We start from the raw sequence: 21,552 nt of genomic DNA, 5'->3' as shown, positions 1-21,552 counted from the left end.
CGGTTCTCCTACCGCCCGCCCACATCCCGGAGACACCGGAACCGGTCCCATCGGCGCCCTGTACGTCTGCGCCAAGACCCCAGATGTCCGTCAAATCCGATATGACATTCCAAAGAACCGGGTGAATCCCTGAGGAGACCCTTCACACGAACCCCTTCACGAGCACGTCCACCCGGCTCCGGGCAGAACGAATCAAGAGCCCCCGGATCGGCGCGCATGCGCGCGGCGAGTCACTTGAGAGCGCGTGAACACGCGCGGGGAACTCCGGCTGCCACCGATCCCTCCTGTCCGGAAGTCCGCAGGACCGCCGCAGGTCCGGCGGGACCGATCCGGGCGCACCGGTTGTCCGGAGTCAATCGGCACTCCGGTGAGGAGGAGCGGTACGAGGCGTTCCCGTCAGCGTTCCCTGGCAGGGGAATATGATGATCGCTCCCGCCGCCGGTCCCCTGACGGCACTTTCACGCGGGAGGGCGGGAAGCAGCCGGTCGTTCCGCTCCGGCAGCGCCTCGTCCCCGATTCCGCCGAGGGCCGGCCCGCGGGCACCCGGTCTCGATCCGCCCAGGCGTCGCCGGACGGCCGCGCGAGCAGGTCCGAACACTCCTCGAACCCGATGCGGCGTCCCAGGCCACCGCCGGGTGCGGGCCTCCGGAAACTCCTCACGCGCATCCTCCACGAGCACGCCCGCACCTCTGATTCGATGAACCCGATCCCCGGCAGGGCTGAACGACCGAAAAGAAATGAAGGAATCCTGCCGCCGCCCGCGCGATCTTAAATCACCGGACGACGACGGGACAAAAATATCGACATTCTTGCCCGACCGGACGTGGCTTTACCCCGAATTTGCCCGTACCATTGATCGGTCGAGTCGGGATACCGGAGACCGACGCACACCGCAACAGAATGGGACTTGTCGGATAATGATCCACCGTTTATCCGGTCGACGCCGAGGACCTCAGCATCCGGAAGGGTTCTGACGGCAGTCCACCGGATGCGGACCGGCCTTTCCGTTGTTGATACGGGCGTTCCAGCCGCCGCTGGTCAACCAATACTCCGGCCAGGATGCGAGATCAGGGGCGGTCTTGTCCGCGTCACCCCGGTAGACCGCTATGACCGTGTATCCCATCTTCGCTTTTTTCAGGACGACTTCCGACGAAGCGGGAAGGGGCAGGCCGCTGCCCGTACCCATTGCCTCGCAATCGAGGTAGTGGGCGATCTGCGGCGTATTCCAGCCGTACACGACACAGGGATGCCGGTAGCCGATGTCCCTGAACTTCTCCGCGAGGAGTTTCATGCCGGCGCGGGCAGGCTTGACCGGAGTGACGTTCGCCACCAGGTAGTCGGTCTGCAGGAACAGGTAGCCGCCCATGACCAGACAGGCGCACGCCACCGCGTATCCTGCCCGGAGCCGCCGGCGAAGGGCCGCGAGCACGGCCAGGAATCCCTCTGCGACGACAATCGCCCAGAGCCCGTATGCGGCCAGGAGGTACCGCGGGGCGACGAGACCGGGGTAGTAGAGATAGGCGCCCGCGATGCACGTGCCGACGACGGCCGGGACGATGACAGTGACCCGGTGGCCCCGCCTCCACCCCGCCGGCAGCCCCACCGATGCGAACAGGACGGTACCCGCCAACCATACGAGCACTCCCGCGGGAACCGGACCGCAGCTCTCGGCTGTCACGCAGAGCGTCGGCCCGTCCAGGGCCCTCACGTTGTGCTCAACGAGCCACTGAGGCGCCCCGAAACTCCGAGTCGCCGCATCGAGCCGTTGCACCACGCCGCCGTACTTCAGCACCGCCTCCACGACCCACTGCCCGAATCCGATCACGGAGCCGAGGCCCAGTGCGACGAGCGCGGCGAACGCCGGCCGGCGCCTCCGGGAGAACAGGAGAACGGCTGTCGCCCCTGCGAGGGAGGCCGAGACGACCAGCGCGTCAGAGAGGCGGAACATCGGCAGGACGGCCGCGACGAGCGTGATCATGACCAAGGGGATCCGCCCCGCCCGGCCATCGGCGGTGACGACGCGCAGCACCAGGCCGACGAGAGCCACGGAGCCGAGCGCGGTATACAGGTTGGGCATGATCTCATTGCCGTAGAACACCGTCACCCAGCAGCCACCGAAGACCGCCGCCGCCACCGGAGCGGCGTATCCCCGTCGCACGGAGAGCCAGATGCGGAACGCCCCGAACAACGCCAGGGCGGACACCGCTGTCATGTACACCCTGAGGATCTCGATCGAGTCGGTGATCATGACTACCGGTGCGACGAGGAACGGCGTTCCCCAGCCCCGGGAGGCGTGGAAGTTGATCGGCTTCTCGTTGTTGGAGAACTGGCTGACGTACACCGCCTCGTCGTATCCGAAAGCGACCCCGGGGGTGACCAGCAGAAGCTGGGCGGCGGCGTAACAGAGCGCCACGACCGCCAGCAGGACGACCGGCCCGGTCCCGCCCTCTCCCCCCACCGGTGCCGGGTCGCCTCCCGCTCCCGCGCGGGTCCGGTCGAGCAGGCGGCGAACCTGCATACGGGGGCTTTTCTGCTTCAGGACGTGCATCGTGCGGAAGCCTCTCTGCGAAGTGGTCAGAGATCGGGTCGTCCCGCACCGGCCCCCGGTGGGACGCCGGGATCGATCTCGCCGTTGTTGACACGCGCGTACCAGCCGTCCGAGGTCAGCCTGCGTTCCGGCCAGGAGGCGAGGTCGGCGGAGTTCCTGTCCGCGTCGCCCTTGCAGAGCCCTTGCAGAGCACGGACACGGAGTATGCGTTCGCCGCTTTCACCGGCACGTGTGCCGGGACGGGAAGCGGCTTTCCGGCGGGCGCGCCGGCCGCCTCCCCTGCTCGGGCGGCCTCCCGTCACGGCCGCATCACGCGAGCAGCCGGGACTCCCGGACGGCGGGCTTGCGGGCCTCGATGACGAACCCACTCGCGATCACGGAGGCCGCCGGATGACGCGCCATCACCACGTCCAGGATCTTCAGTGGGGAGAGCAGCCACATCAGCGGCACGAACGCCCGGTAGAGCCGTTCGCTGCCGAAGGAGAGGGCGAGCGCGAGCCATTCCTGGAGGACCCAGAGCAGACCGGAGGTGGGCCCGCATCCCACCCGGACGTCCAGCACCTCGAAACGCTGGAAGCGCCGTTCCAGCCCCACCTTCGTGTAGCGCTGGTAGTCGTCGGGGGACGCGTGGAACGGCACGATGAACGGCATGTAGCAGAACAGCCTTCCGCCCGGGGCGAGCACGCGCCACATCTCCGCGATGTGGGCGTCGGGGTCGGGCACGTGCTCCAGTACGGCGATGCTGGTGATGCCTGACAGCACGCCGTCGCGCAGCGGCAGGCGGGACAGGTCCGCGATGAGGTCCACGTTCGCGTAGGACCCTCCGTCCACGCACAGCATGCGGGGGTCGTACCGCTGCGTCCCGCAGCCCAGGTCCGCGACCAGCTCGCGGTCGAGGTCGAACCCCCGCAGGAAGGACCGTACGGACCCGCTCATGTACACAGGCGACAGCAGGCTGATGGCCAGGGGGTAGAGAGACCCGAACCGCTGCTTGACGCTCTCCTTCACGTGATTCAGGGGGTCCTGGCGGAGCTCCGTGTCGCTGAACCCGGCGAACTTGAGCTGGGCCCCGTTCCGGGAGCCGGATACGCCGCAGCCGGGGCATTCCAGCGAATCCGACAGCGGCCCATGGCAGTCCGGACATCCCAGGACGTCCTCCAGCCGGACCAGCCTGCTGGCGGGATCGGCCACCTTCTTCATCTCCGACTCCTCGTGTGGAACGCTGACGACGACATCTCCGGATCACCGGAGGGCGGCCCGCTCATGGACGGTGCGCGCGGAGCATCAACGACACGCCGGGCAGCGACCGGACCGGCAGATAGCGCTCGGCCCTCACTATCGAGGCCAGGACCGCGTTGACCAGCGGTGAAGTGTCGATCACGTCGCACTCGGTCGACTTCCGCCTCCTCAGCGCGACGACGGGCCGCAGCAGGACGTTCCAGCTCCAGAGGTCGTCGACGACGAGTCCGGCCTTCTCGATGAGACCGGTCAGGGTCGGCCGGTCGTAGCGGCGGTAGTGGCCGCTCGCCTCGTCGTGGGCGGACCAGAGCGCCATATCGCAGGGAACCGTGATCAGGGCGATCCCGCCGGGCCGCAGCACCCGGGCGATCTCGGAGGCGGCGAGGTGGTCCTCGTCGATGTGCTCCAGCATGTCGAGGGCCACTGCCAGGTCGAACGCGCCGGAGTCGAGCGGGAGGTCCCTCGCGTCGGCTCTGATCGCGTTCACTCCTCTGGCCCGGGCGATCTCGACGCCCGCCTCGGAGTAGTCCACCGCGAGCGCGTCCCAGCCCTTCTCCATCAGCACCCGGGTGTTCCCGCCGCCGGCCGCGCCGATGTCCACCGCCCGGCCCGGCCGGCCGATCCGCTGGAGCTCCCGGGCGAGGATGACGCGGCGTTCCCGGTACCACCAGTGACGGTCCTCCACCGCCGTGGTCAGCTGGATGTCGGATGCGTCCACTGCTCCCCCTGCTCAGGTACGGATGACACGGATGTGGCCCGCCGGACATGTCGCCACCACTCCTGGTGGTCGCGGTACCACTTCACGACCTCGGCCAGCCCTTCGCCGAAGTCCACCCGGGGCTCGTAGCCGATCGACCGGATCTTGCTGCTGTCCACGGAGTAGCGCAGATCGTGCCCGAGCCGGTCGGGGACGCGCACGACCATGTCCCAGCCCGCGCCGAGGAGTGCGAGCAGCCGCTCGGTGAGTTCCGAATTGGTGAGCTCGACGCCCCCGCCGATGTTGTAGACCTCGCCGGGGCAGCCCTTCTCCAGTACGAGCTGGATGCCCCGGCAGTGGTCGTCGACGTGCAGCCACTCGCGGACGTTCCGGCCGTCCCCGTAGAGCGGGACGCGGCGGCCGTCGATCAGGTTGGTCACGAAGAGCGGGATGACCTTCTCGGGGTACTGGTACGGGCCGTAGTTGTTGGAGCAGCGGGTGATGCGGACGTCGAGCCCGTGGGTGCGGGCGTACGCCCGGCAGAACAGGTCGCCGGAGGCCTTCGCCGCCGCGTAGGGCGAGTTGGGCAGCAGCGGCTGCGACTCGTCCCACGAACCCTCGGCGATCGAGCCGTACACCTCGTCCGTGGACACCTGGACGAACGTGCGGACCCCGGCCTCCAGCGCCGCCTGCAGCAGCCGCTGCGTACCGAGCACGTTCGCCGTGACGAAGTCGCCCGCGTCGGCGATGGACCGGTCGACGTGGGACTCCGCGGCGAAGTTCACGACCGCGTCGTGACCGGGGACGACCTCCGCGAGGAGGCGGGCGTCGGCGATGTCCCCGTGAACGAAGGTGTAGCCACGGTGATCGGCCACGGGGGCGAGGTTGGCGAGGTTCCCGGCGTAGGTGAGCTTGTCGAAGACCGTCACGCGGGCGTCCTCCCAGCCTGGATAGGAGCCCTGCAGCAGCGACCGCACGTAGTGGGAGCCGATGAACCCGGCTCCGCCGGTGACGAGGACTCTCATGCACGCACCTGGATCCTGCTGTGGTCGCCGACCATGAGCCCGTACGTGTTGGGCGTTCCGTCCGCGCGGCTCACCTCGACGTTGCGGCCGATGAGCGAGTGGGCGAGCCGCGAGATCCCGTGGATGGAAGAGTCGTCGAGCACGATCGAGTACTCGACCTCTGCGTCCTGGATGACACAACGCGGCCCGATGGAGGTGAAAGGGCCCACGTATGAAGACTGGATCTTGGCGTCGGCCCCCACCACGACCGGGCCGCGCAGGACCGAGTTCTCCACCACGGCACCGGGTTCGATGACCACCCGTCCGGTTATCTCGCTCAGCCCGTCGACCGTCCCCCTGTTGGCGGGCTCGACGGCTTCCAGGACCATGCGGTTGCACTCCAGCAGGTCCTGCAGCCGTCCGGTGTCCTTCCAGTAGCCGGAGACCATGTGCGACTGCACGGAGCGTCCTCTTTCGATCAACCACTGGATCGCGTCCGTGATCTCCAGTTCGCCCCGCGCGGACGGCCTGATCGCCCGGACCGCCTCGTGGATGGCCGGTGAGAAGGAGTACACCCCCACGATGGCCAGGTCGCTCCGCGGATCGACCGGCTTCTCCTGCAGGGCGACGATCTCACCTGCGGGGCCGAGCTCGGCGACTCCGTAGAACTGGGGCTCGGCCACCTTCGTCAGCAGGATCTGCGCGTCGTATCCACCGCGGCGGAAGGCGCCCACCAGATCGGAGATGCCGCCGACGAGGAAGTTGTCCCCGAGGTACATCACGAAGGGGTCGTCTGCGAGGAACTCCCTCGCGATCAGCACGCAGTGCGCCAGGCCGAGCGGAGCATCCTGGGAGATGTAGGTGACGTCGAGGCCGAACCGCGAGCCGTCTCCCACCGCCTGGCGAACCTCTGCGCCGGTGTCGCCGGTGATGATCCCGACACTGGTGATGCCGGCGTCCCGGATCGCTTCGAGGCCGTAGTAAAGGACTGGTTTGTTGGCGATGGGGACCAGTTGCTTGGCGGAGGTATGGGTCAGCGGACGCAGCCTAGTGCCTCTGCCGCCCGCCAGAACGAGCGCTTTCACCTTTTCCATCCCCTCTGCACCGGAATGTGATCGGCAGCAACGACCGACCACCGTTCAGATTGTGGGAGGGGACGGAAGACCCGGTCCGCGTGTTTTGCGATCCGCCGACCGAGCCATTACCAACGCTATACCTTCCTCCGGTCACGGAAAGTCCACGACTTATTAACGGCATAGCCGCCCAGAGCGCTCACCGCCATGACGGCGAACTGCGCGGCGAGGACCTGCATGCCGACGAGCTCCACCAGGACGGGGAGTCCCACCAGAGACATCGCGAGAAATCCCAGTCCAACCGCGTAGAAGCGCAAGTAGCCGGCTATCCATGAGCCGCCGGCGGCGCGGAAGACGGCGATCCGGTACCAGGGGTAGACGATCACCACGGTGGCGAGATGGCTGGCCACGACCAGGAAAAGATAGGGAACCCGGTTCCCAAGAACCATCAACCCTAGGGCAAGGAAGCTTAAATAGAACGCTACTGTCATGACACCACCCATCAAGTATGTGATGCGCTGTCCAAGGAGCACCGAAGCGAAAGGGCGCACTCGCGGCCCCGATGCCTCGACAGGAACGGCCTGCACATCGATTTCGGTCATTCGACAGCATCTCCAATGGTGATCGAAACGGTCATCCTGCGGAACGTGAGGATCGTACAGGACCCCTGAGATCAAATCCAATGGTCAGGAGATTCACATGAATATCTCGGTGGTAATCCCGTGCTACCGCTCAGCGAAGACGATTCCGGATCTGGTTTCCAGACTCGTTCCGGTGTTACGCGACATCTCCGTCCGGCACGAAATCATTCTCGTGGTCGACGGAAGTCCCGACGGCACGTGGAAGGTCGCGAAAACGCTGACTCGCCAGATCGACACCGTCCGGGCGATCCGCCTTTCCCGTAACTACGGCCAGCACAACGCGCTGGTCGCCGGCATCAGGGAAGCCCGATTCGACGTGGTCGTCACGATGGACGACGACCTCCAGCACCTCCCGGAGCAGATCCCCCTCCTGATCTCGGCGTTGGAGGGTGATCGTCTGGACCTCGTCTACGGTGTCGCCCACCAGGAAGAGCACGGATTCCTGCGCAGTTTCATGTCACGTTCGGTGAAAACCAGCATGGCCTGCGTCCTGGGGGTCCGCAACGCGCAGAAGGTCAGCGCTTTCCGTGCCTTCAGGACCTGCCTGCGTGACGGCTTCCAAGAACTCTCCGGATCGCACATCTCCGTCGACGTGGCTCTCTCCTGGAGCACCACCAGGGTGGGCGCGGTGAGCGTGCACATGGACGAACGCAGGTTCGGACGGTCCAATTACACCGCCCGCCTGCTGTTCCGGCATGCGGCGAACATGTTTCTCGGTTACAGTACTGCGCCTCTGCGCGTGGCAAGCTATCTGGGATTTCTCGTCGGGCTCATAGGATTTCTGCTGGCCGGTGCGGTCCTGTGGCACTTCCTCACGGGTGACACCACGGTCGCCGGATTCACCACGATCACCTCGATGATCGCAATTTTCTCATCCGCTCAGCTGATATCCATCGGGGTGCTCGGAGAGTACATAGGCCGCATCCACGGAAGCGGCGTGGGGAGGCCGACCTACGTCATCCGGGAGAGAGTGGACCTGTCGACCGCCGTGGAGGTGCCGGCCCAGACGAGTGGCTCCCCTCGCTGACTTTGACGCACGATGGGGACGGTGCGTGTGTTTGACGCACGATGGGGACGGTGCGTGTGCCGGCGGGCACGAGCGCGGGCGAGGTCGTCGCCGCCGGGTGTCCGCAGGGCCGCCGGCCGGTTCCTGCGCAACCCCGGCGGCCTGGGCGCCCGGGCCGGGGGACGGGCGCCGTCGGATTGTCTGCGGCTACGCCGCCGGTTCGTCTGCGTACTTTGAGGAACTCTACGTACTTTGAGGAACGCGGCATGAGTACGCCCGGACGGCTTCGAGCACGCGCGCCGTATCGGATTCACTCAGGTCCGCGAACAGGGGAAGCCGTACCAGGCGATCGGCCATCTGCTCGGTGACAGGGCATCCCGCAGGTCCCGGACGGCCGTACCGCACGCCGGCCGGAGCGGCGTGCAACGACTGGTAGTGGAAGGTGGCCTGGACGCCGCGCTCCGCGAGGTGCGCGATCAACGCCTGCCGGTTCGCCAGGTCGGGCAGGAGGAGGTAGTACAGGTGCGCGGGGTGCGCGCACTCATCGGGAACCACCGGCTGCGAAACCTCGTTGGCCGCCGCCCAGTCCGCCAGCCCTCCGTGGTAGGCGTTCCACACGGCGTGCCGGCGTGCCTGGATCGCGTCGAACGACTCCAGTTGCGCCGTCAGCTGCGCGGCCAGGAGGTCGGAGGGCAGGTAACTGGAGCCGATGTCGACCCAGCGGTACTTGTCGACCTGCCCCCGGAAGAACTGGCTGCGGTTGGTCCCCTTCTCCCGGATCACCTCGGCGCGCACGACGAGCTCCGGGTCGTTCAGGATCAGTGCGCCGCCCTCGCCGCACTGGATGTTCTTCGTCGCGTGAAAGCTCTGAGTGGCCATGCGGCCGAACGATCCGAGAGGCCGACCCTTGTAGGACCCGCCCAGACCGTGGGCGTTGTCCTCGATCACGGTGAGACCGTGGCGCCGTGCGACCTCGCCGATCGCGTCCATCTCGCAGGCGACACCCGCGTAGTGGACGACGACGATGGCCTTCGTCCGTTCCGTCACCGCCGCTTCTACGAGCCGCTCGTCCAGGTTCAGGGTGTCGGGCCGGCAGTCCACGAACACCGGGACCGCCCCGCGCAGGGCGAACGCGTTCGCCGTCGAAACGAAGGTGAACGAGGGCATGATCACCTCGTCGCCGGGCCGGAGATCGAGCAGGAGCGCCGCCATCTCCAGGGCGTGCGTGCATGAGGTGGTCAGCAGCGCCCTGTTCGCGCCCGTCGCCCCCTCCAGGAGCCTGCTCGCCCTGTGGGTGAACGGGCCGTCCCCGGAGGTACTTCCTCCGTTTAGCGCCTCCGTAAGGTATTTAAGCTCGTTTTGCGCAATACATGGACGATTAAAGGGAATCGTCTGGATGGTTTTTACGCTCACGTTGGCAGTGAACGACGACGACCTTTATCCCGCACGCCGCATTGACGATTTTTTACCACTCCGTTGACGTTCGCGGACCGGAGCGGACGCCCCCGAAGCGCCCTCCGATCCCAGCAGGTAGATCATCTTGTGGGCGATTCCGTGATCTCCCGCCGAGGGCGCTCCGGACGGTACGGCGACGCCGAGCGAGACCGGTCATCGTTCTTCACAGAACATCGTGACACTTCAGTCCCAACAGGCATCAACCATCTCGATAGGATCCCATCCGACCGACGTCGATTGACCCGGAGCCTCCCTCATGAAGTCCTCTATCCGAATCATCCTCACGGGCAGCTGTGCCCTGGGACTGCTGTCAGCGCCGGCCGCGGCATGGAGCGCGCCGATGGCCGCTCCCAAGCCGACGGCCACCGCCAAGCCCTCGCCCAAGCCCTCCTCGAAGCCCAAGCCCAAGCCCGTGGACTGCGCGAAGGTCAAGTGCATCGCGCTGACCTTCGATGACGGCCCGGGCAAGTACGCCGACAAGCTGCTCGCCACGCTGAAGAAGCACAACGCCAAGGCCACGTTCTTCCTCGAGGGCCAGTACGTGAAGTCGCGCGCCAAGCTCGCCAAGCAGATCGTCGACGCGGGCCACGACATCGGCAACCACAGCTACGCCCATCCGAAGTTCACCGAGATCTCCATCGACGGCATCCGTTCGGAGATCCAGAAGACGCAGGACATCGTCAAGCAGGCCACCGGCAAGTATCCGACGACGATCCGCCCGCCGTACGGTCTGCTCGACGATGACACCAAGGCGGTCGCCACCGAGATGAAGATGCCGATCGTCCTGTGGAACGGCGGTTCACGCGACTGGGCGACCAAGAACGAGAAGGCCATCTACGACGAGGTCCTCAAGAACGCCAAGCGCGACGGCGTCATCCTCATGCACGACTGGGTCCTGCAGACCGTCACAGTGATGCCGAAGCTCCTGACCGCGCTGGAGAAGCAGGGCTACCACATGGTGGCGGTCTCCTCCCTGCCCGGTGTGAAGAGCCTCAAGCCTGGCGACATCTACCCGGCCGGCGCCGCCGAGGACAAGGACCTGTCCGCCGACTCCCCCACCGGCGATCCGGATGACTACGCGGAGTCCTCCAACGACGGCAACTGAGCCGGCGGCAGTCCAGGGCGCCGCACCGGCGGCGCGACGTGGCGGTGGTGATCGCGCGAACGCCGATCACCACCGCGAGATGGAGCAGCACGAACGGCGTCGGCGCGCCGACGCGCTCGTCGCCTTTCTTGATCGCGCCTGTGTCACCGGTGATCAGCACCTCGTCGCGCAGGGCATGGGCGTCCCGGAACCAACGATGTCCCGCGGCAGGGTAAAACAAAAGAAGATCTACGAATGCAGTGCCGGCATGAAGCTTTAGGTTTAGCGATGTTTTAGGGGCCCGATATACCCCTTGCAAACCGACGACATCCGGCTGGGCCGTACTGGGCCAGCACCTCACCTCGGAGGTAGCATGCTCGACAGTGCGCATTTCGACCACCGCCTCGCCCACTTCCAGCAGTGGCAGGAGACGCCGTGGGGACGGCTGCGCTATTCGATCGTCGAGGCCAACCTCGCCCGCCATCTCGGCGGTCACCCGCTGCGCGTACTGGACGTCGCGGGCGGCAACGGCCGCGAAGCCGTCCGGCTGGCCATGCGCGGCCACCACGTCACCATCCTGGACACGGCACCGGTCTCCCTCGCCGAGGCCGAGCAGCACGCGTCCGCACAGGGAGTCGCCGACCGGATCGAGGTTCGCAAGGGTGACGCGTGCGACGTTCCGGAACTGTTCCCGGACCAGGACTTCGACCTGCTTCTCTGCCACAACCTGCTGCAGTACGTCCCGGATCGCGCCGCCGTGGTCCGGGCGATCGCGCAGCGGCTCAGGCCGGGCGGCCTGCTGTCGGTGCTCGGCCCGAACGCCGTCGCCGTCCCGCTCGAGACCGCCGTCCGCGAGCTCGACCTGGACGCGGCGCTGCGCGCCCTGGACGCCACGAGCAAGCACAACCCGGTGTACGCCGCGGACACGCCGCTTCTGACCGCGGACGAGATCGGCGGTTACTTCCGCGAGTCCGGCCTGGAGATCGTCGGCCACCATGGTGTGATCAACGTCTGCCACCTGATCGCGGACAACGAGATCAAGCACGACCCCGAGTTCTTCGCCCGGCTCGAGAAACTGGAGCATGCGCTGGCCGGCCGGGCGCCCTATCCGTCCACCGCGCGGCTGTTCCACCTGGTCGGACAGCTTCCCGGGTAGTCCGGAAGGTCCCTGAGGGCGTCATGCGGCACCCGGGCCCGGGTGCCGCCGAGCCGGGTGAGTCCCGAATCGACCGGACGGCGGGGGTCGAGGGCGACGGCGCGGTGGTGGAGTCCGACGCGCGGCGCCGCCCCGTCACCACCCCGGGCGGCGGACTCATCCGGCCCGGCCGGCTCCCGATCCCCAGCGGTCCTCCTCAGGACTTCGCGGGCTCCGTCCTCCGCAGGTCCGTCGGCGGAGCCGTCCGACGGGATCTCCGGACGATCCTCCTGCCCAGGTTCTGCATCGGCAGTTCGACGTAGCGGTAGGTGGCCCAGCTCAGTCCCAGGACCAGCGCCACGAACCCCGCCGTCAGTCCCAGCTGCGCCGCCGTCCCCATGCTCCGCACGTCTCCGAGTACGGCGTGCGCGAGCCGGAGCATCGGGTGGTGCAGCAGGTAGACCGAGTAGCTGACCAGGCCGAGCCAGACCAGGAAGCGCGGAAGGCGGCGCTCGCGCAGGGCCATCGCTCCCGCGAAGGTCGCCCCGGCCAGCGCCATCGTGGTGATCCACACCCCGGGCTGGACCCACCACCAGCCCGCCTGTACCGACCAGACCGGGGCCAGCGCCACCAGCACGGCCGCCGCGGCCACCGGCAGCAGGCTCCCGGTGCCCTGCTCCCAGCGCCGGACCGCCGTCCCGGTGAACATCACCGCCAGGATCGCCGCGCCCAGCCACGGGACGTAGCTGCCGAACAGCAGCAGCGCCACGGACATCAGTCCCAGTGCGGAGGCGGCCGCCTTGCGCAGCCGCCCGGTGAGCAAGCAGGCCAGGCCGACGACGAACACGACGCCCGAGACGTACGCGGGCCAGAGTCCCGACAGCGGGGGCGCGGCGAGCACCATCCCGATCCCGACCGCCACCACGCCGAACCCGACCGCGAAGGTCCCGCTGCGCAGGTGCAGACCGCGCACGAACAACGCGGTGACCAGCAGGTAGAAGACCATCTCGTAGGAGAGCGTCCACATGGTGTCGGCCAGCCCGCCCAGGTGGACCACGTCCAGCAGCATCGTCAGGTGCGCCGAGACCGAGGCGACGTCACGCGGCACCTGCTCGCGGACCGGCAGCCAGAACGCCGTCACCAGGACCGCCGCCGCGACCAGCAGGTAGATCGGGTAGAGGCGGAAGATCCGGCTGATCCAGAAGGCCCGCACGTCTCCGCGCCCCTCCAGCGAGACCGGAATGATGTATCCGCTGACCAGGAAGAACACCAGCACGCCGTACATGCCGAGGTTGAACCAGTACGGCCGGAGCTGCGGCATGAACCACGGCAGCAGGTGCTCCAGCAGCACCGCGACCGCGCCCAGGCCGCGGAGCGCGTCCAGCCAGGCCAGCCGGGTGGCGCCCGCGGATCGGGCGGTCGGAGCGAGAGCGGCGGTCGTTGACACCCGGCCTAACTTACCCGGCCCCACTTCACGAAACAGGACCAACGCCTATCCCATGCGGAATACAGCCGAAGCGCCCACAGAGTGATGGCTCACGCTCCGGAAAGAGCGGCGCGGCCCCGGAGACCCCGGAACCGCGCCGCCCGTCGTCCTACTCCCACTCGATGGTGCCCGGCGGCTTGCTCGTCACGTCGAGCACCACGCGGTTGACCTCGCGGACCTCGTTGGTGATCCGGGTGGAGATGCGGGCCAGCACGTCGTACGGCACGCGGGACCAGTCGGCGGTCATCGCGTCCTCGCTGGAGACCGGGCGCAGCACGATCGGGTGGCCGTAGGTGCGGCCGTCGCCCTGCACGCCCACCGAGCGGACGTCGGCGAGGAGCACGACCGGGCACTGCCAGATCTCCCGGTCGAGGCCGGCCCGGGAGAGCTCCTCGCGGGCGATGGCGTCGGCCTCGCGGAGGATCTCCAGGCGCTCGCGGCTGACCGCGCCGACGATGCGGATGCCGAGACCCGGACCGGGGAACGGCTGGCGCCAGACCATGGCGGCGGGCAGGCCGAGCTCCTCCCCCGCACGGCGGACCTCGTCCTTGAACAGCGCGCGGAGCGGCTCGACCAGCTGGAACTCGAGGTCCTCGGGAAGGCCGCCGACGTTGTGGTGGGACTTGATGTTGGCGGTGCCGGTGCCGCCGCCGGACTCGACCACGTCGGGGTAGAGGGTGCCCTGGACCAGGAAGTCGACCGGGCCGTCGGCCATGATGGCGCGCTGCTCGTCCTCGAAGACCCGGATGAACTCGCGACCGATGATCTTGCGCTTCTCCTCGGGGTCGGTGACGCCGTCGAGCGCCTTGAGGAAGCGCTCCTGGGCGTCCACGACACGGAGCTTGACACCGGTGGCGGCGACGAAGTCGCGCTCGACCTGCTCGGCCTCGCCCTTGCGCAGCAGGCCGTGGTCGACGAAGACGCAGGTCAGGCGGTCACCGATGGCGCGCTGCACGATGGCGGCGGCGACCGCCGAGTCCACGCCCCCGGACAGCCCGCAGATGGCGCGGCCCTCCGGGCCGATCTGGGCGCGGACCGCCTCCACGGCGTCCTCGACGATGTTGAGCATCGTCCAGGAGGGGCGGCAGCCGGCGGCGTCGAGGAAGTGCTTGAGCACGGTCTGGCCGTGCTCGGAGTGCAGGACCTCGGGGTGGAACTGCACGCCGTACAGGCCCTTGACCGGGTTCTCGAAGGCGGCGACGGGGGTCTCGGCGGTGAAGGCGGTGACGTCGAAGCCCTCGGGGGCGGCGGCGACGCTGTCCCCGTGGGACATCCAGACCGACTGCTGTGCGGGGAGCCCGGCGAAGAGCACACCCTCCCGGGACACGTCGAGGCGCGTCCCGCCGTACTCCGCCACGCCGGTCCTGGCCACCCGGCCGCCGAGCGCCTGGGCCATGGCCTGGAAGCCGTAGCAGATGCCGAAGGTCGGCACCCCCGTCTCGAACAGGCCGTCGGGCACCGCCGGGGCGCCCTCGGCGTAGACCGAGGAGGGCCCGCCGGACAGGATGATGGCCTTGGGCTTCTTGGCCATCATCTCCGCCACCGGCATCGTCGAGGGGACGACCTCGGAGTAGACGTGGCATTCGCGAACCCGTCGCGCGATCAGCTGCGCGTACTGCGCGCCGAAGTCGACGACCAGGACAGTGTCGAACAACGGGTCGAACTCTGACACCAAGACCCCCAAAGAAACCGCAGCGGTGGTCTCAGTCTATCGGCGCCCGCTTCGGGGGTTGCGTGTGGAGTGGCGTTCCCCGGCCGGGCCGACCCGGGCGGGAAGGAGGACCCCCGGGGAGGGGGCGTCACTCGTAGACGGGCAGGGCGGGCAGCCTGCCCGCGAGCAGGGCCTCGGTCTGCTCGCGCAGGCCGTCGGCGTAGCCCGGATGGGTGAGGGCCAAGAAGCGCTCCTCGCGGATGGCGTCCACCGCGGCCGCGGCCACCTCGGCCGGGTCGATGCCCCGCTCCACCAAGCCGTCGATCATTTCGACGGAGAACGCCTCGTCCTCGGTCCGCTCGGCGACGAGCAGGTTCTCCGGCCGGACCCGCTCCGACCGGTTGATCGCGGTCCGCACGCCTCCGGGGCACAGCGCGGTCACCCGGAGCCTGGAGCCGGCCATCAGCAGGTCCTGGGCCAGGGATTGGGACGCGGCGAAGGCCGCGTACTTCGAGACGGAGTAGCCCCCGGCGAGAGGCGCGGCGAACAGCCCGGCCACCGAGACCGTGTTGACGATGTGGCCCTCGCTCTCCTGGGCGATCATGCGGGGCACGAAGGCGTGGATGCCGTGGAGCGTGCCCCACAGGTTCACCCCGAGCAGCCAGGCGAAGTCCTCCGGCGCGCGGGTCCACATCTGGCCGCCCTGGAACACGCCGGCGTTGTTGCAGAGCACGTGGACCGCGCCGAGCTCGCCGAAGGCCCGGTCGGCCAGGTGCCGTACGGCCACCGCGTCGGAGACGTCGGTGATCTGGGTGAGGGCCGCGACGCCGGTGGAGGTCTCCAGCCGGGAGGCGGTCTCGGCCAGGCCGCCGGGATCCACGTCGGCGAGCATGAGGGACATGCCCTCCGCCGCCAGCCGTGCGGCGAGCGCCCGGCCGATGCCGCTTCCCGCCCCGGTGACGACCGCGACTTTACCCGCCAGCTCCCGCATCCCGGCCTCCGTCGTTGCTTACCTAGCGCTAGGTTGGCACTCCAAGCTAGCGTGAGGAGCATCGCACGTCGAGGAGGTCATCATGCCCAGGACCGGGGTCATCATCACCGGCGGCGCGTCGGGAATCGGACGGGCCTGTGCGCTGGCGCTCGCCGAGACCGGGCGGCCGGTCGCGATCTGGGACCGCGACGAGGCGGGCGCCAAGGAGGCGGCTTCCTTCGCCGCGATGAACGGCGCGACCGCCGTCGGCGTGGCGCTCGACGTCACCGACTCCTCGGCCTTCCCCGCAGCGGTCACCGCCACCCGGGACGCCCTCGGCTCGATCGGCGGCCTGGTCCACGCGGCCGGGATCGCCGGCCCCAGGGCGGTCAGCGATCTCGACGAGAGCGCCTGGGACGCGGTGCTCGACGTCAACCTGCGGGCCCACGCCCTGCTGACCAAGGCGGTCCTGGACGACCTTCGGCAACATGAGGGCTCGGCGATCGTGGGCGTCTCCTCGATCGAGGGCCTGGTCGGCCAGGCGTTCGTCCCGGCCTACTGCTCCTCCAAGGCGGGCCTGCTCGGCCTCACCCGGTCCATGGCCCACGAGCTGACCCCGATCCGGGTCAACGCGGTCTGCCCCGGCTACATCGACACCCCGATGCTGACCGGCGCGACGGGCGGCGACCCCGGTTTCATGGAGGCGTTCAGGAAGAAGGCGATCTCCGGGCGCCTGGGCCGCCCCGAGGAGGTCGCGGCGGCCGTACGGTTCCTGATGAGCGACGAGGCGTCCTTCATCACCGGCACCCACCTGGTCGTCGACGGTGGCGCCACCGCCGTCGACCGCTGATCCCGGCGCCGCCCGCCGCCGGCACCCGCACGGATTCGTTCCCGCGGGGGAATGATTTAATTTCCTCCTCCTTTCCCTGAAATCAGCCGATCCATTGCGGGGAACCGATCCGCGGTGTTTCCCACATGGCCGTGCACATGTAAACCGGGCGGACGGCAACACATCCGGCTGCGGACGCGAAGGAAAACCCCGCCTCCCCTTCCAGGCGTCGTTAAGGTGAGACGGCAGCTCCCACGGGGAAGGGGACCGGAAGATGAGCATGGCCATCGCGGTAGCGGGATGCCGGCGCGAACTGCCCCCGGAGTTCCCCCTCGAATATCCCGAGAACTCCGGCAACATGATCCATGCCAACGCGCCCTTCGAGATGTTCGACAACTGCGTGTACCGCCTGGACAGCCAGTGGAGGTCCCTGACCGGCGCGTCCACCTTCGCCGAGTTCGTCAACCGGCACTGCACCCACCTGGTGTTCACCATGGCGAACACGCTCAAGCTCGGATCCGACGACGCCAGCCCCTTCGTCCGGCTGCGCGGCCTCCTGGACCAGATCGACAAGCCCGTCGTCATCTTCGGTCTCGGCGTCCAGTCCCAGACCGACGACCTGACCGGTGCGACGCTGCCCGCCGAGGCGATCAGCCTGATGCGGTACCTCCAGGACCGGTGCGCGGTCATCGGGGTCCGCGGCGACACGACCAGACGGGTGCTCGAGCAGATCTGCGGGGTGACCAACACGAAGGTCGTCGGCTGCCCCTCCCTTTTCTCCCGGCCGGCAGAGCTGGCCCGGGTCCGCCGGGCCCTCAAGGACGGCAGCGGCCGTCCGGCGTTCTGCGGCACCAAGTTCCGGCAACCGCTGGAGGCGCGACTGCTCCGCAACGCCATCCGGGACGACGTGTTCCTGGTCGAGCCGTCGAACCGGCGCAACCACCAGTTCTACGTCGACGTCAGCCGCGGCCACCCCAAGAGCAGGCTCCCCCCTTTCCTGAAGGACTACCGCGCAGACCATCCGGAATGGACCCGCAGCCGACTCGAGAACTACTACCAGCGCAGGTACCGGCTCTTTCGCGACACCAAGTCCTGGTACCGGTTCAACCACGAGTCGGTGTCGTTCACCTACGGCAGCAGGTTCCACGTCAACATGGCGTCGGTGCTCAGCGGCAAACCGGCGCTGTGGCTGACCCACGACGCCAGGACCCGCGAGCTCACGGACTTCCTGCACCTGCCCGCCGTACCGATCGAGACCGTCCAGGACATGGGCGCCGGAGAGATCCGGTCACTGCTCGACTACGACGATTTCTTCGATCACATCGGCGGCCTTTTCGACAACTTCAACGAATATCTCGCCGCCAACGGGCTGCCCTCCGTGAAACGCGTCGGGATCTGACGCGAGCGGTCCGTCCCACCGGCCGCCCCGGCGCGGGACGGACCGGATGAGACGGACCGGAGCCGGTCTCAGAGCACCCGCGGGAGCAGGCCCAGCGGCGGGGAGCCGAGGTCCAGCATGGCGGCGTGGAAGCGCTTGAGGGTGAAGCCCGCGCCCCACTCGGCCCTGGCCCGCTCACGCAGGTCCAGGATCTCCAGCTTCCCCCAGGTGTAGCGGCCGTAGGTCGGATCGAAGGTGGCCCGGCGGGCCTCCGACAGGGCGGCGGGACCGGCGATGTGGGTGTCGGCCTCGAAGCGGCGGGCCCCCTCCTCGACGGTCATCGCGCCGGTGTGCACGCCGATCGCGCAGGCCATCCGGGTCACCCGGATCAGCGCCTCCAGCCAGACGCCGATCTCGAAGCGCGCGTCGTCGGGGGCGAAGCCCTCCTCGACGCAGAGCTCCTCGGCGTAGTGCGCCCAGCCTTCGGCGAACGCCAGGGACATCAGCGTCCGGCGCACGTCGGAGGGGGCGTGGCGCAGCGCCCGGCCGTGGGAGAAGTGCCCCGGGGCGACCTCGTGAACGTTGATCGCCGGCAGCGTGGTCGCGCTGAAGACCTCCAGCCACTCCTCGATCTCGGACTCCGGCCAGGAGGGGTCGGGCGGGGTGATGTGGTACCACGACGGGGCCTCGGGTTCGCCCGGCGCGGCCCAGCTCATCATCGCCATCGCCCACCGGCGCGACTCCGGCGCGATGCCGACCAGGCACTCGCCGTCGTGGTAGGGGACCAGGTCCTTCTCCCGGGTGAAGGCGATCGCCCGCTCGGTGCCGGTTCGGGCGGCGTCGAGCACGCCGTCGATGCCCGGGTGGTCGCGGACCAGCTCGCGGCAGACCTCCAGCGGCGGCCTGTCTCCGTGACCGAGCTTCGCGCACGACTCGGCCAGCCGTGCCATGAGCCGGTCGCGCTCGGCGTCGGCCCGCTCGGCGAGCCGTCCCAGGTTCACCGGGAGCCCTTCGTCGGCGCCCATCAGCCGGGCCAGGCCCGCCGAACCGAGAGAGGCGTCGGGAGAGCCGGAGCGCGCAGCCTCCTCGATGTGCTCGACCAGGCGGGCGTGAGCCTTCAGCGCCGCCTCACGCGCCGACTCGTCGGCGTCCTGCGGCACCCCGGCCGACAGGCCGCGGACGGCTCCCAGCAGCGCGGTCGCGACCGGCGCGCTGAGCCGGTCGAGCGCGGCGATCGCGTTGTCCACGGCCTCGGGCCAGCGGGAGAGGTGGGCCCGCCGGGCGGCCGCCCGCTCGGCCTCCGGGGCGTACTCCCGGTCGTAGCAGGCCAGGTCCAGGCCCTCCATGTGCTCCATGGGACTGCGCCGGTGCAGCTCCAGCTCGCCGTACCGGACGCCGGCGGACTCCTCGAAGATCTGCAGGTGGGCGGCGTCGTAGGGGTCGCCGGGGAGCGGGCCCCGGCCCAGCGCGGCCAGCCCGGCGCGCACGCCCTCGGGTGACAGGTCCTGGATCGTCCCGTCGTACTCGTGCCGTCCGGCCATCTCCCGGACATTGGCGACGGCCAGGTCGCACACCGCCCGCAGGCGGGAGTCGAGTTCGGTCATACGGCCGACGCTATCCCAGGACGGACCTGCATGATCGGCCGCAGGCCCGCCGGACTCCCGGCCGGTGCGGAAGGGGCGGACGGCTTCTCCGCCGCCCCTGCCGCGGCGATGACTTTGCCCTAAGGTGACTGTCAGCCATTTTGGCCATAATTAAACAAAGTTAACAGTATAACCGAAAAGGAGAAAACGGTGTTACCCACCACCCGCACGCTGCGCATCGCAGCATGCGCCGTCGCGACCCTCGCCGCCGTCGCCGGGACCGCGACCCCCGCGGCGTCCGCGTCCGCTCCCGCCGCCGGGGCCTACGTCCTGGTCAACGCGGCCAGCGGCCTGTGTCTCGACGTGCCCGGCAAGAGCACCGCCGACGGCGCGCAGCTGGCGCAGCACGCCTGCAACGGCGGGACCAACCAGACCTGGACGCTCTCGAACGTCTCCGGCGGTCAGCGCCTGACCGCCTCCCACAGCGGCAAGTGCGCCACCATCAAGGACGCCGGCGCCTCCGCGGGCAAGGCCGTGGTCCAGCAGGCGTGCGCGACCGGCGCGTTCCACACCTGGCGGCTCGACCTCGTGAGCGGATCGGCCTACCGCGTCGTCAACCTCGGCAGCGGCAAGTGCCTCAACGTCAAGGACGGCTCCACCGCCGCCGGGGCCGCGGTGCAGCAGAACTCCTGCGACGCCGCGGCCGGCAAGCGCTGGACGCTGAAGGCCGCCGGGTCCGCCCCGGCGCCCGCTCCGACGGCCACCGCCAAGCCCACGCCCGCCCCGACCGCTACCGCCAAGCCCACGCCCGCCCCCACGGCCACCACCTCGCCGCTCCCCGGCTGGCCCACCGCGAACGGGCAGCAGCCGGTCACCGAGACCATCGCCGTCAGCGGCCTGCGCGACGGCGGCATGAAGCGCTTCTACGGCTCCGGCGCACTGGGCGGCGACGGCCAGAACGAGGGCCAGGCCCCGCTCTTCAAGCTGGCCGACGGCGCCGTCCTGCAGAACGTGATCATCGGCTCGCCCGGGGCCGACGGCGTCCACTGCGTCGGCACCTGCACCCTGAAGAACGTCTGGTGGGAGGACGTCGGCGAGGACGCCGCCACCTTCAAGGGCACCTCGGCCGCCCAGACCATGACCATCGACGGCGGCGGGGCCCGGGCCGCCTCCGACAAGGTCTTCCAGCACAACGGCCCCGGCACGATGGTGCTGAAGAACCTGCGGGTGGAGAACTTCGGCAAGCTCTACCGCTCCTGCGGCAACTGCTCCAAGCAGTACGCGCGCCACGTCGTGGTCTCCAACGTGCAGGTGACCGCCCCCGCCAAGTCCCTGGTCGGGATCAACCCGAACTACGGTGACACCGCGAAGCTGTCGGCGATCACGATCGTCGGCGACTCCGGCAGGAAGATCTCGATCTGCGACAGGTACAAGGGCGTCACCAGCGGCGAGCCGAGCAAGACCGGGAGCGGCCCCGACGGCGTGAGCTGCCGGTACACCGCCTCCGACGTCGCCTACCGCTAGGGCGGTGAGCGGATTCCTTCCACGGGAGTGTTGACCGGCAGGATGTTAACGCTCACATCACCGTTCTGACCCGGTGACGCCGGACCGCCCCTTCCCGCTCACGGCGGGCGGTACGGCGTCACCGGCCCGGCCGGTCGGGCGCACCCGTCAGGAGGGCCGCCGACCGGACGGGGCTCCGGCCCCGGCTGGATGAAGGCCCGTAGAGGCCCGTGACGCTCACGGCGGGCCGGGGACGGTCCGGGACGGCTG

The 21,552-nt window shown here is 68.9% G+C and carries 18 protein-coding genes; 7 read left to right on the top strand and 11 right to left on the bottom strand.

Annotation, left to right across the window (positions count from 1 at the left end; genetic code table 11):
• Positions 1-952: 952 nt before the first annotated feature.
• From HS041_RS08825 to HS041_RS08800, 6 genes are all read right to left on the bottom strand, one after another.
• Positions 953-2,341, bottom strand: coding sequence for a hypothetical protein (locus HS041_RS08825; protein WP_196439980.1), 1,389 nt, complete (start codon positions 2,339-2,341; stop codon positions 953-955).
• Between the two features lie 516 nt (positions 2,342-2,857).
• Positions 2,858-3,748 carry a class I SAM-dependent methyltransferase gene (locus HS041_RS08820; protein ID WP_196439979.1) on the bottom strand — a complete coding sequence of 297 codons (891 nt, stop codon included), beginning with the start codon at positions 3,746-3,748 and terminating at the stop codon, positions 2,858-2,860.
• Between the two features lie 61 nt (positions 3,749-3,809).
• The gene (locus tag HS041_RS08815) at positions 3,810-4,505 is read right to left on the bottom strand and encodes a class I SAM-dependent methyltransferase (protein ID WP_196439978.1); all 696 of its coding nucleotides are present in this window, start codon (positions 4,503-4,505) and stop codon (positions 3,810-3,812) included.
• A complete protein-coding gene (gene rfbB / locus HS041_RS08810) occupies positions 4,481-5,509 on the bottom strand; it encodes a dTDP-glucose 4,6-dehydratase (RefSeq protein ID WP_196439977.1) in 1,029 nt (342 codons plus the stop codon). Before rfbB ends, HS041_RS08815 begins: the two co-directional genes overlap by 25 nt.
• Positions 5,506-6,582 (bottom strand): glucose-1-phosphate thymidylyltransferase, encoded by a 1,077-nt coding sequence (locus HS041_RS08805; RefSeq protein ID WP_230878483.1) that lies wholly within the window; start codon positions 6,580-6,582, stop codon positions 5,506-5,508. Before HS041_RS08805 ends, rfbB begins: the two co-directional genes overlap by 4 nt.
• Before the next feature lie 116 nt (positions 6,583-6,698).
• Positions 6,699-7,163 carry a GtrA family protein gene (locus tag HS041_RS08800; protein ID WP_196439975.1) on the bottom strand — a complete coding sequence of 155 codons (465 nt, stop codon included), beginning with the start codon at positions 7,161-7,163 and terminating at the stop codon, positions 6,699-6,701.
• Between the two features lie 97 nt (positions 7,164-7,260).
• Between HS041_RS08800 and HS041_RS08795 the strand changes: the two genes are divergently transcribed.
• Positions 7,261-8,229, top strand: coding sequence for a glycosyltransferase family 2 protein (locus tag HS041_RS08795; protein WP_196439974.1), 969 nt, complete (start codon positions 7,261-7,263; stop codon positions 8,227-8,229).
• A 222-nt stretch (positions 8,230-8,451) separates the two neighbouring features.
• Here HS041_RS08795 and rffA read toward each other — a convergent pair whose 3' ends face one another.
• Complete coding sequence (gene rffA, locus HS041_RS08790; protein WP_196439973.1) at positions 8,452-9,621, bottom strand: dTDP-4-amino-4,6-dideoxygalactose transaminase; 1,170 nt, start codon at positions 9,619-9,621, stop codon at positions 8,452-8,454.
• A 382-nt stretch (positions 9,622-10,003) separates the two neighbouring features.
• Between rffA and HS041_RS08785 the strand changes: the two genes are divergently transcribed.
• The 3 genes from HS041_RS08785 to HS041_RS08775 all read left to right on the top strand — a co-directional run bounded on the left by HS041_RS08785 (position 10,004) and on the right by HS041_RS08775 (position 11,903).
• Positions 10,004-10,768, top strand: a complete 765-nt coding sequence (locus HS041_RS08785; RefSeq protein ID WP_230878482.1) for a polysaccharide deacetylase family protein — start codon at positions 10,004-10,006, stop codon at positions 10,766-10,768.
• Between the two features lie 79 nt (positions 10,769-10,847).
• Positions 10,848-11,027 (top strand): hypothetical protein, encoded by a 180-nt coding sequence (locus HS041_RS08780; protein ID WP_196439971.1) that lies wholly within the window; start codon positions 10,848-10,850, stop codon positions 11,025-11,027.
• A gap of 93 nt (positions 11,028-11,120) precedes the next feature.
• Positions 11,121-11,903 (top strand): methyltransferase domain-containing protein, encoded by a 783-nt coding sequence (locus HS041_RS08775; RefSeq protein WP_196439970.1) that lies wholly within the window; start codon positions 11,121-11,123, stop codon positions 11,901-11,903.
• A gap of 196 nt (positions 11,904-12,099) precedes the next feature.
• Here HS041_RS08775 and HS041_RS08770 read toward each other — a convergent pair whose 3' ends face one another.
• From HS041_RS08770 to HS041_RS08760, 3 genes are all read right to left on the bottom strand, one after another.
• The gene (locus HS041_RS08770; protein ID WP_196439969.1) at positions 12,100-13,329 is read right to left on the bottom strand and encodes an acyltransferase family protein; all 1,230 of its coding nucleotides are present in this window, start codon (positions 13,327-13,329) and stop codon (positions 12,100-12,102) included.
• 148 nt (positions 13,330-13,477) lie between these two features.
• On the bottom strand, positions 13,478-15,043 hold the full coding sequence (gene guaA / locus HS041_RS08765) for a glutamine-hydrolyzing GMP synthase (protein WP_196439968.1): 1,566 nt from the start codon (positions 15,041-15,043) through the stop codon (positions 13,478-13,480).
• 124 nt (positions 15,044-15,167) lie between these two features.
• A complete protein-coding gene (locus HS041_RS08760; protein WP_196439967.1) occupies positions 15,168-16,010 on the bottom strand; it encodes an SDR family NAD(P)-dependent oxidoreductase in 843 nt (280 codons plus the stop codon).
• Positions 16,011-16,092: 82 nt separating this feature from the next.
• Between HS041_RS08760 and HS041_RS08755 the strand changes: the two genes are divergently transcribed.
• Entirely contained in the window at positions 16,093-16,839 is a 747-nt protein-coding gene (locus HS041_RS08755) for an SDR family NAD(P)-dependent oxidoreductase (protein WP_196439966.1), read from the top strand.
• Positions 16,840-17,092: 253 nt separating this feature from the next.
• On the top strand, positions 17,093-18,217 hold the full coding sequence (locus tag HS041_RS08750; RefSeq protein WP_196439965.1) for a polysaccharide pyruvyl transferase family protein: 1,125 nt from the start codon (positions 17,093-17,095) through the stop codon (positions 18,215-18,217).
• Between the two features lie 68 nt (positions 18,218-18,285).
• Here HS041_RS08750 and HS041_RS08745 read toward each other — a convergent pair whose 3' ends face one another.
• Complete coding sequence (locus tag HS041_RS08745; protein WP_196439964.1) at positions 18,286-19,800, bottom strand: DUF885 family protein; 1,515 nt, start codon at positions 19,798-19,800, stop codon at positions 18,286-18,288.
• A 189-nt stretch (positions 19,801-19,989) separates the two neighbouring features.
• Here HS041_RS08745 and HS041_RS08740 point away from each other — a divergent pair, with 189 nt between their 5' ends.
• Positions 19,990-21,303, top strand: a complete 1,314-nt coding sequence (locus HS041_RS08740) for a pectate lyase (protein WP_196439963.1) — start codon at positions 19,990-19,992, stop codon at positions 21,301-21,303.
• Positions 21,304-21,552: the final 249 nt, after the last annotated feature.

Source organism: Planomonospora sp. ID67723 (genome assembly GCF_015711605.1).
In the GTDB taxonomy this organism is placed as follows: Bacteria; Actinomycetota; Actinomycetes; order Streptosporangiales; family Streptosporangiaceae; genus Planomonospora_A.
The sequence above is the reverse complement of the archived record's forward strand: the minus strand, read 5'-3'. Positions and strand labels throughout refer to the sequence as shown.

Coding starts and splice junctions, on each gene's coding strand:
- HS041_RS08780 (WP_196439971.1), top strand. CDS start 10,848: ATGGAGCAGCACGAACGGCGTCGGCGCGCCGACGCGCTCGTCGCCTTT.
- HS041_RS08800 (WP_196439975.1), bottom strand. CDS start 7,163: ATGACCGAAATCGATGTGCAGGCCGTTCCTGTCGAGGCATCGGGGCCG.
- HS041_RS08745 (WP_196439964.1), bottom strand. CDS start 19,800: ATGACCGAACTCGACTCCCGCCTGCGGGCGGTGTGCGACCTGGCCGTC.
- HS041_RS08785 (WP_230878482.1), top strand. CDS start 10,004: ATGGCCGCTCCCAAGCCGACGGCCACCGCCAAGCCCTCGCCCAAGCCC.
- HS041_RS08750 (WP_196439965.1), top strand. CDS start 17,093: ATGAGCATGGCCATCGCGGTAGCGGGATGCCGGCGCGAACTGCCCCCG.
- HS041_RS08755 (WP_196439966.1), top strand. CDS start 16,093: ATGCCCAGGACCGGGGTCATCATCACCGGCGGCGCGTCGGGAATCGGA.
- HS041_RS08760 (WP_196439967.1), bottom strand. CDS start 16,010: ATGCGGGAGCTGGCGGGTAAAGTCGCGGTCGTCACCGGGGCGGGAAGC.
- HS041_RS08805 (WP_230878483.1), bottom strand. CDS start 6,582: ATGGAAAAGGTGAAAGCGCTCGTTCTGGCGGGCGGCAGAGGCACTAGG.
- HS041_RS08820 (WP_196439979.1), bottom strand. CDS start 3,748: ATGAAGAAGGTGGCCGATCCCGCCAGCAGGCTGGTCCGGCTGGAGGAC.
- HS041_RS08795 (WP_196439974.1), top strand. CDS start 7,261: ATGAATATCTCGGTGGTAATCCCGTGCTACCGCTCAGCGAAGACGATT.
- rfbB (WP_196439977.1), bottom strand. CDS start 5,509: ATGAGAGTCCTCGTCACCGGCGGAGCCGGGTTCATCGGCTCCCACTAC.
- HS041_RS08775 (WP_196439970.1), top strand. CDS start 11,121: ATGCTCGACAGTGCGCATTTCGACCACCGCCTCGCCCACTTCCAGCAG.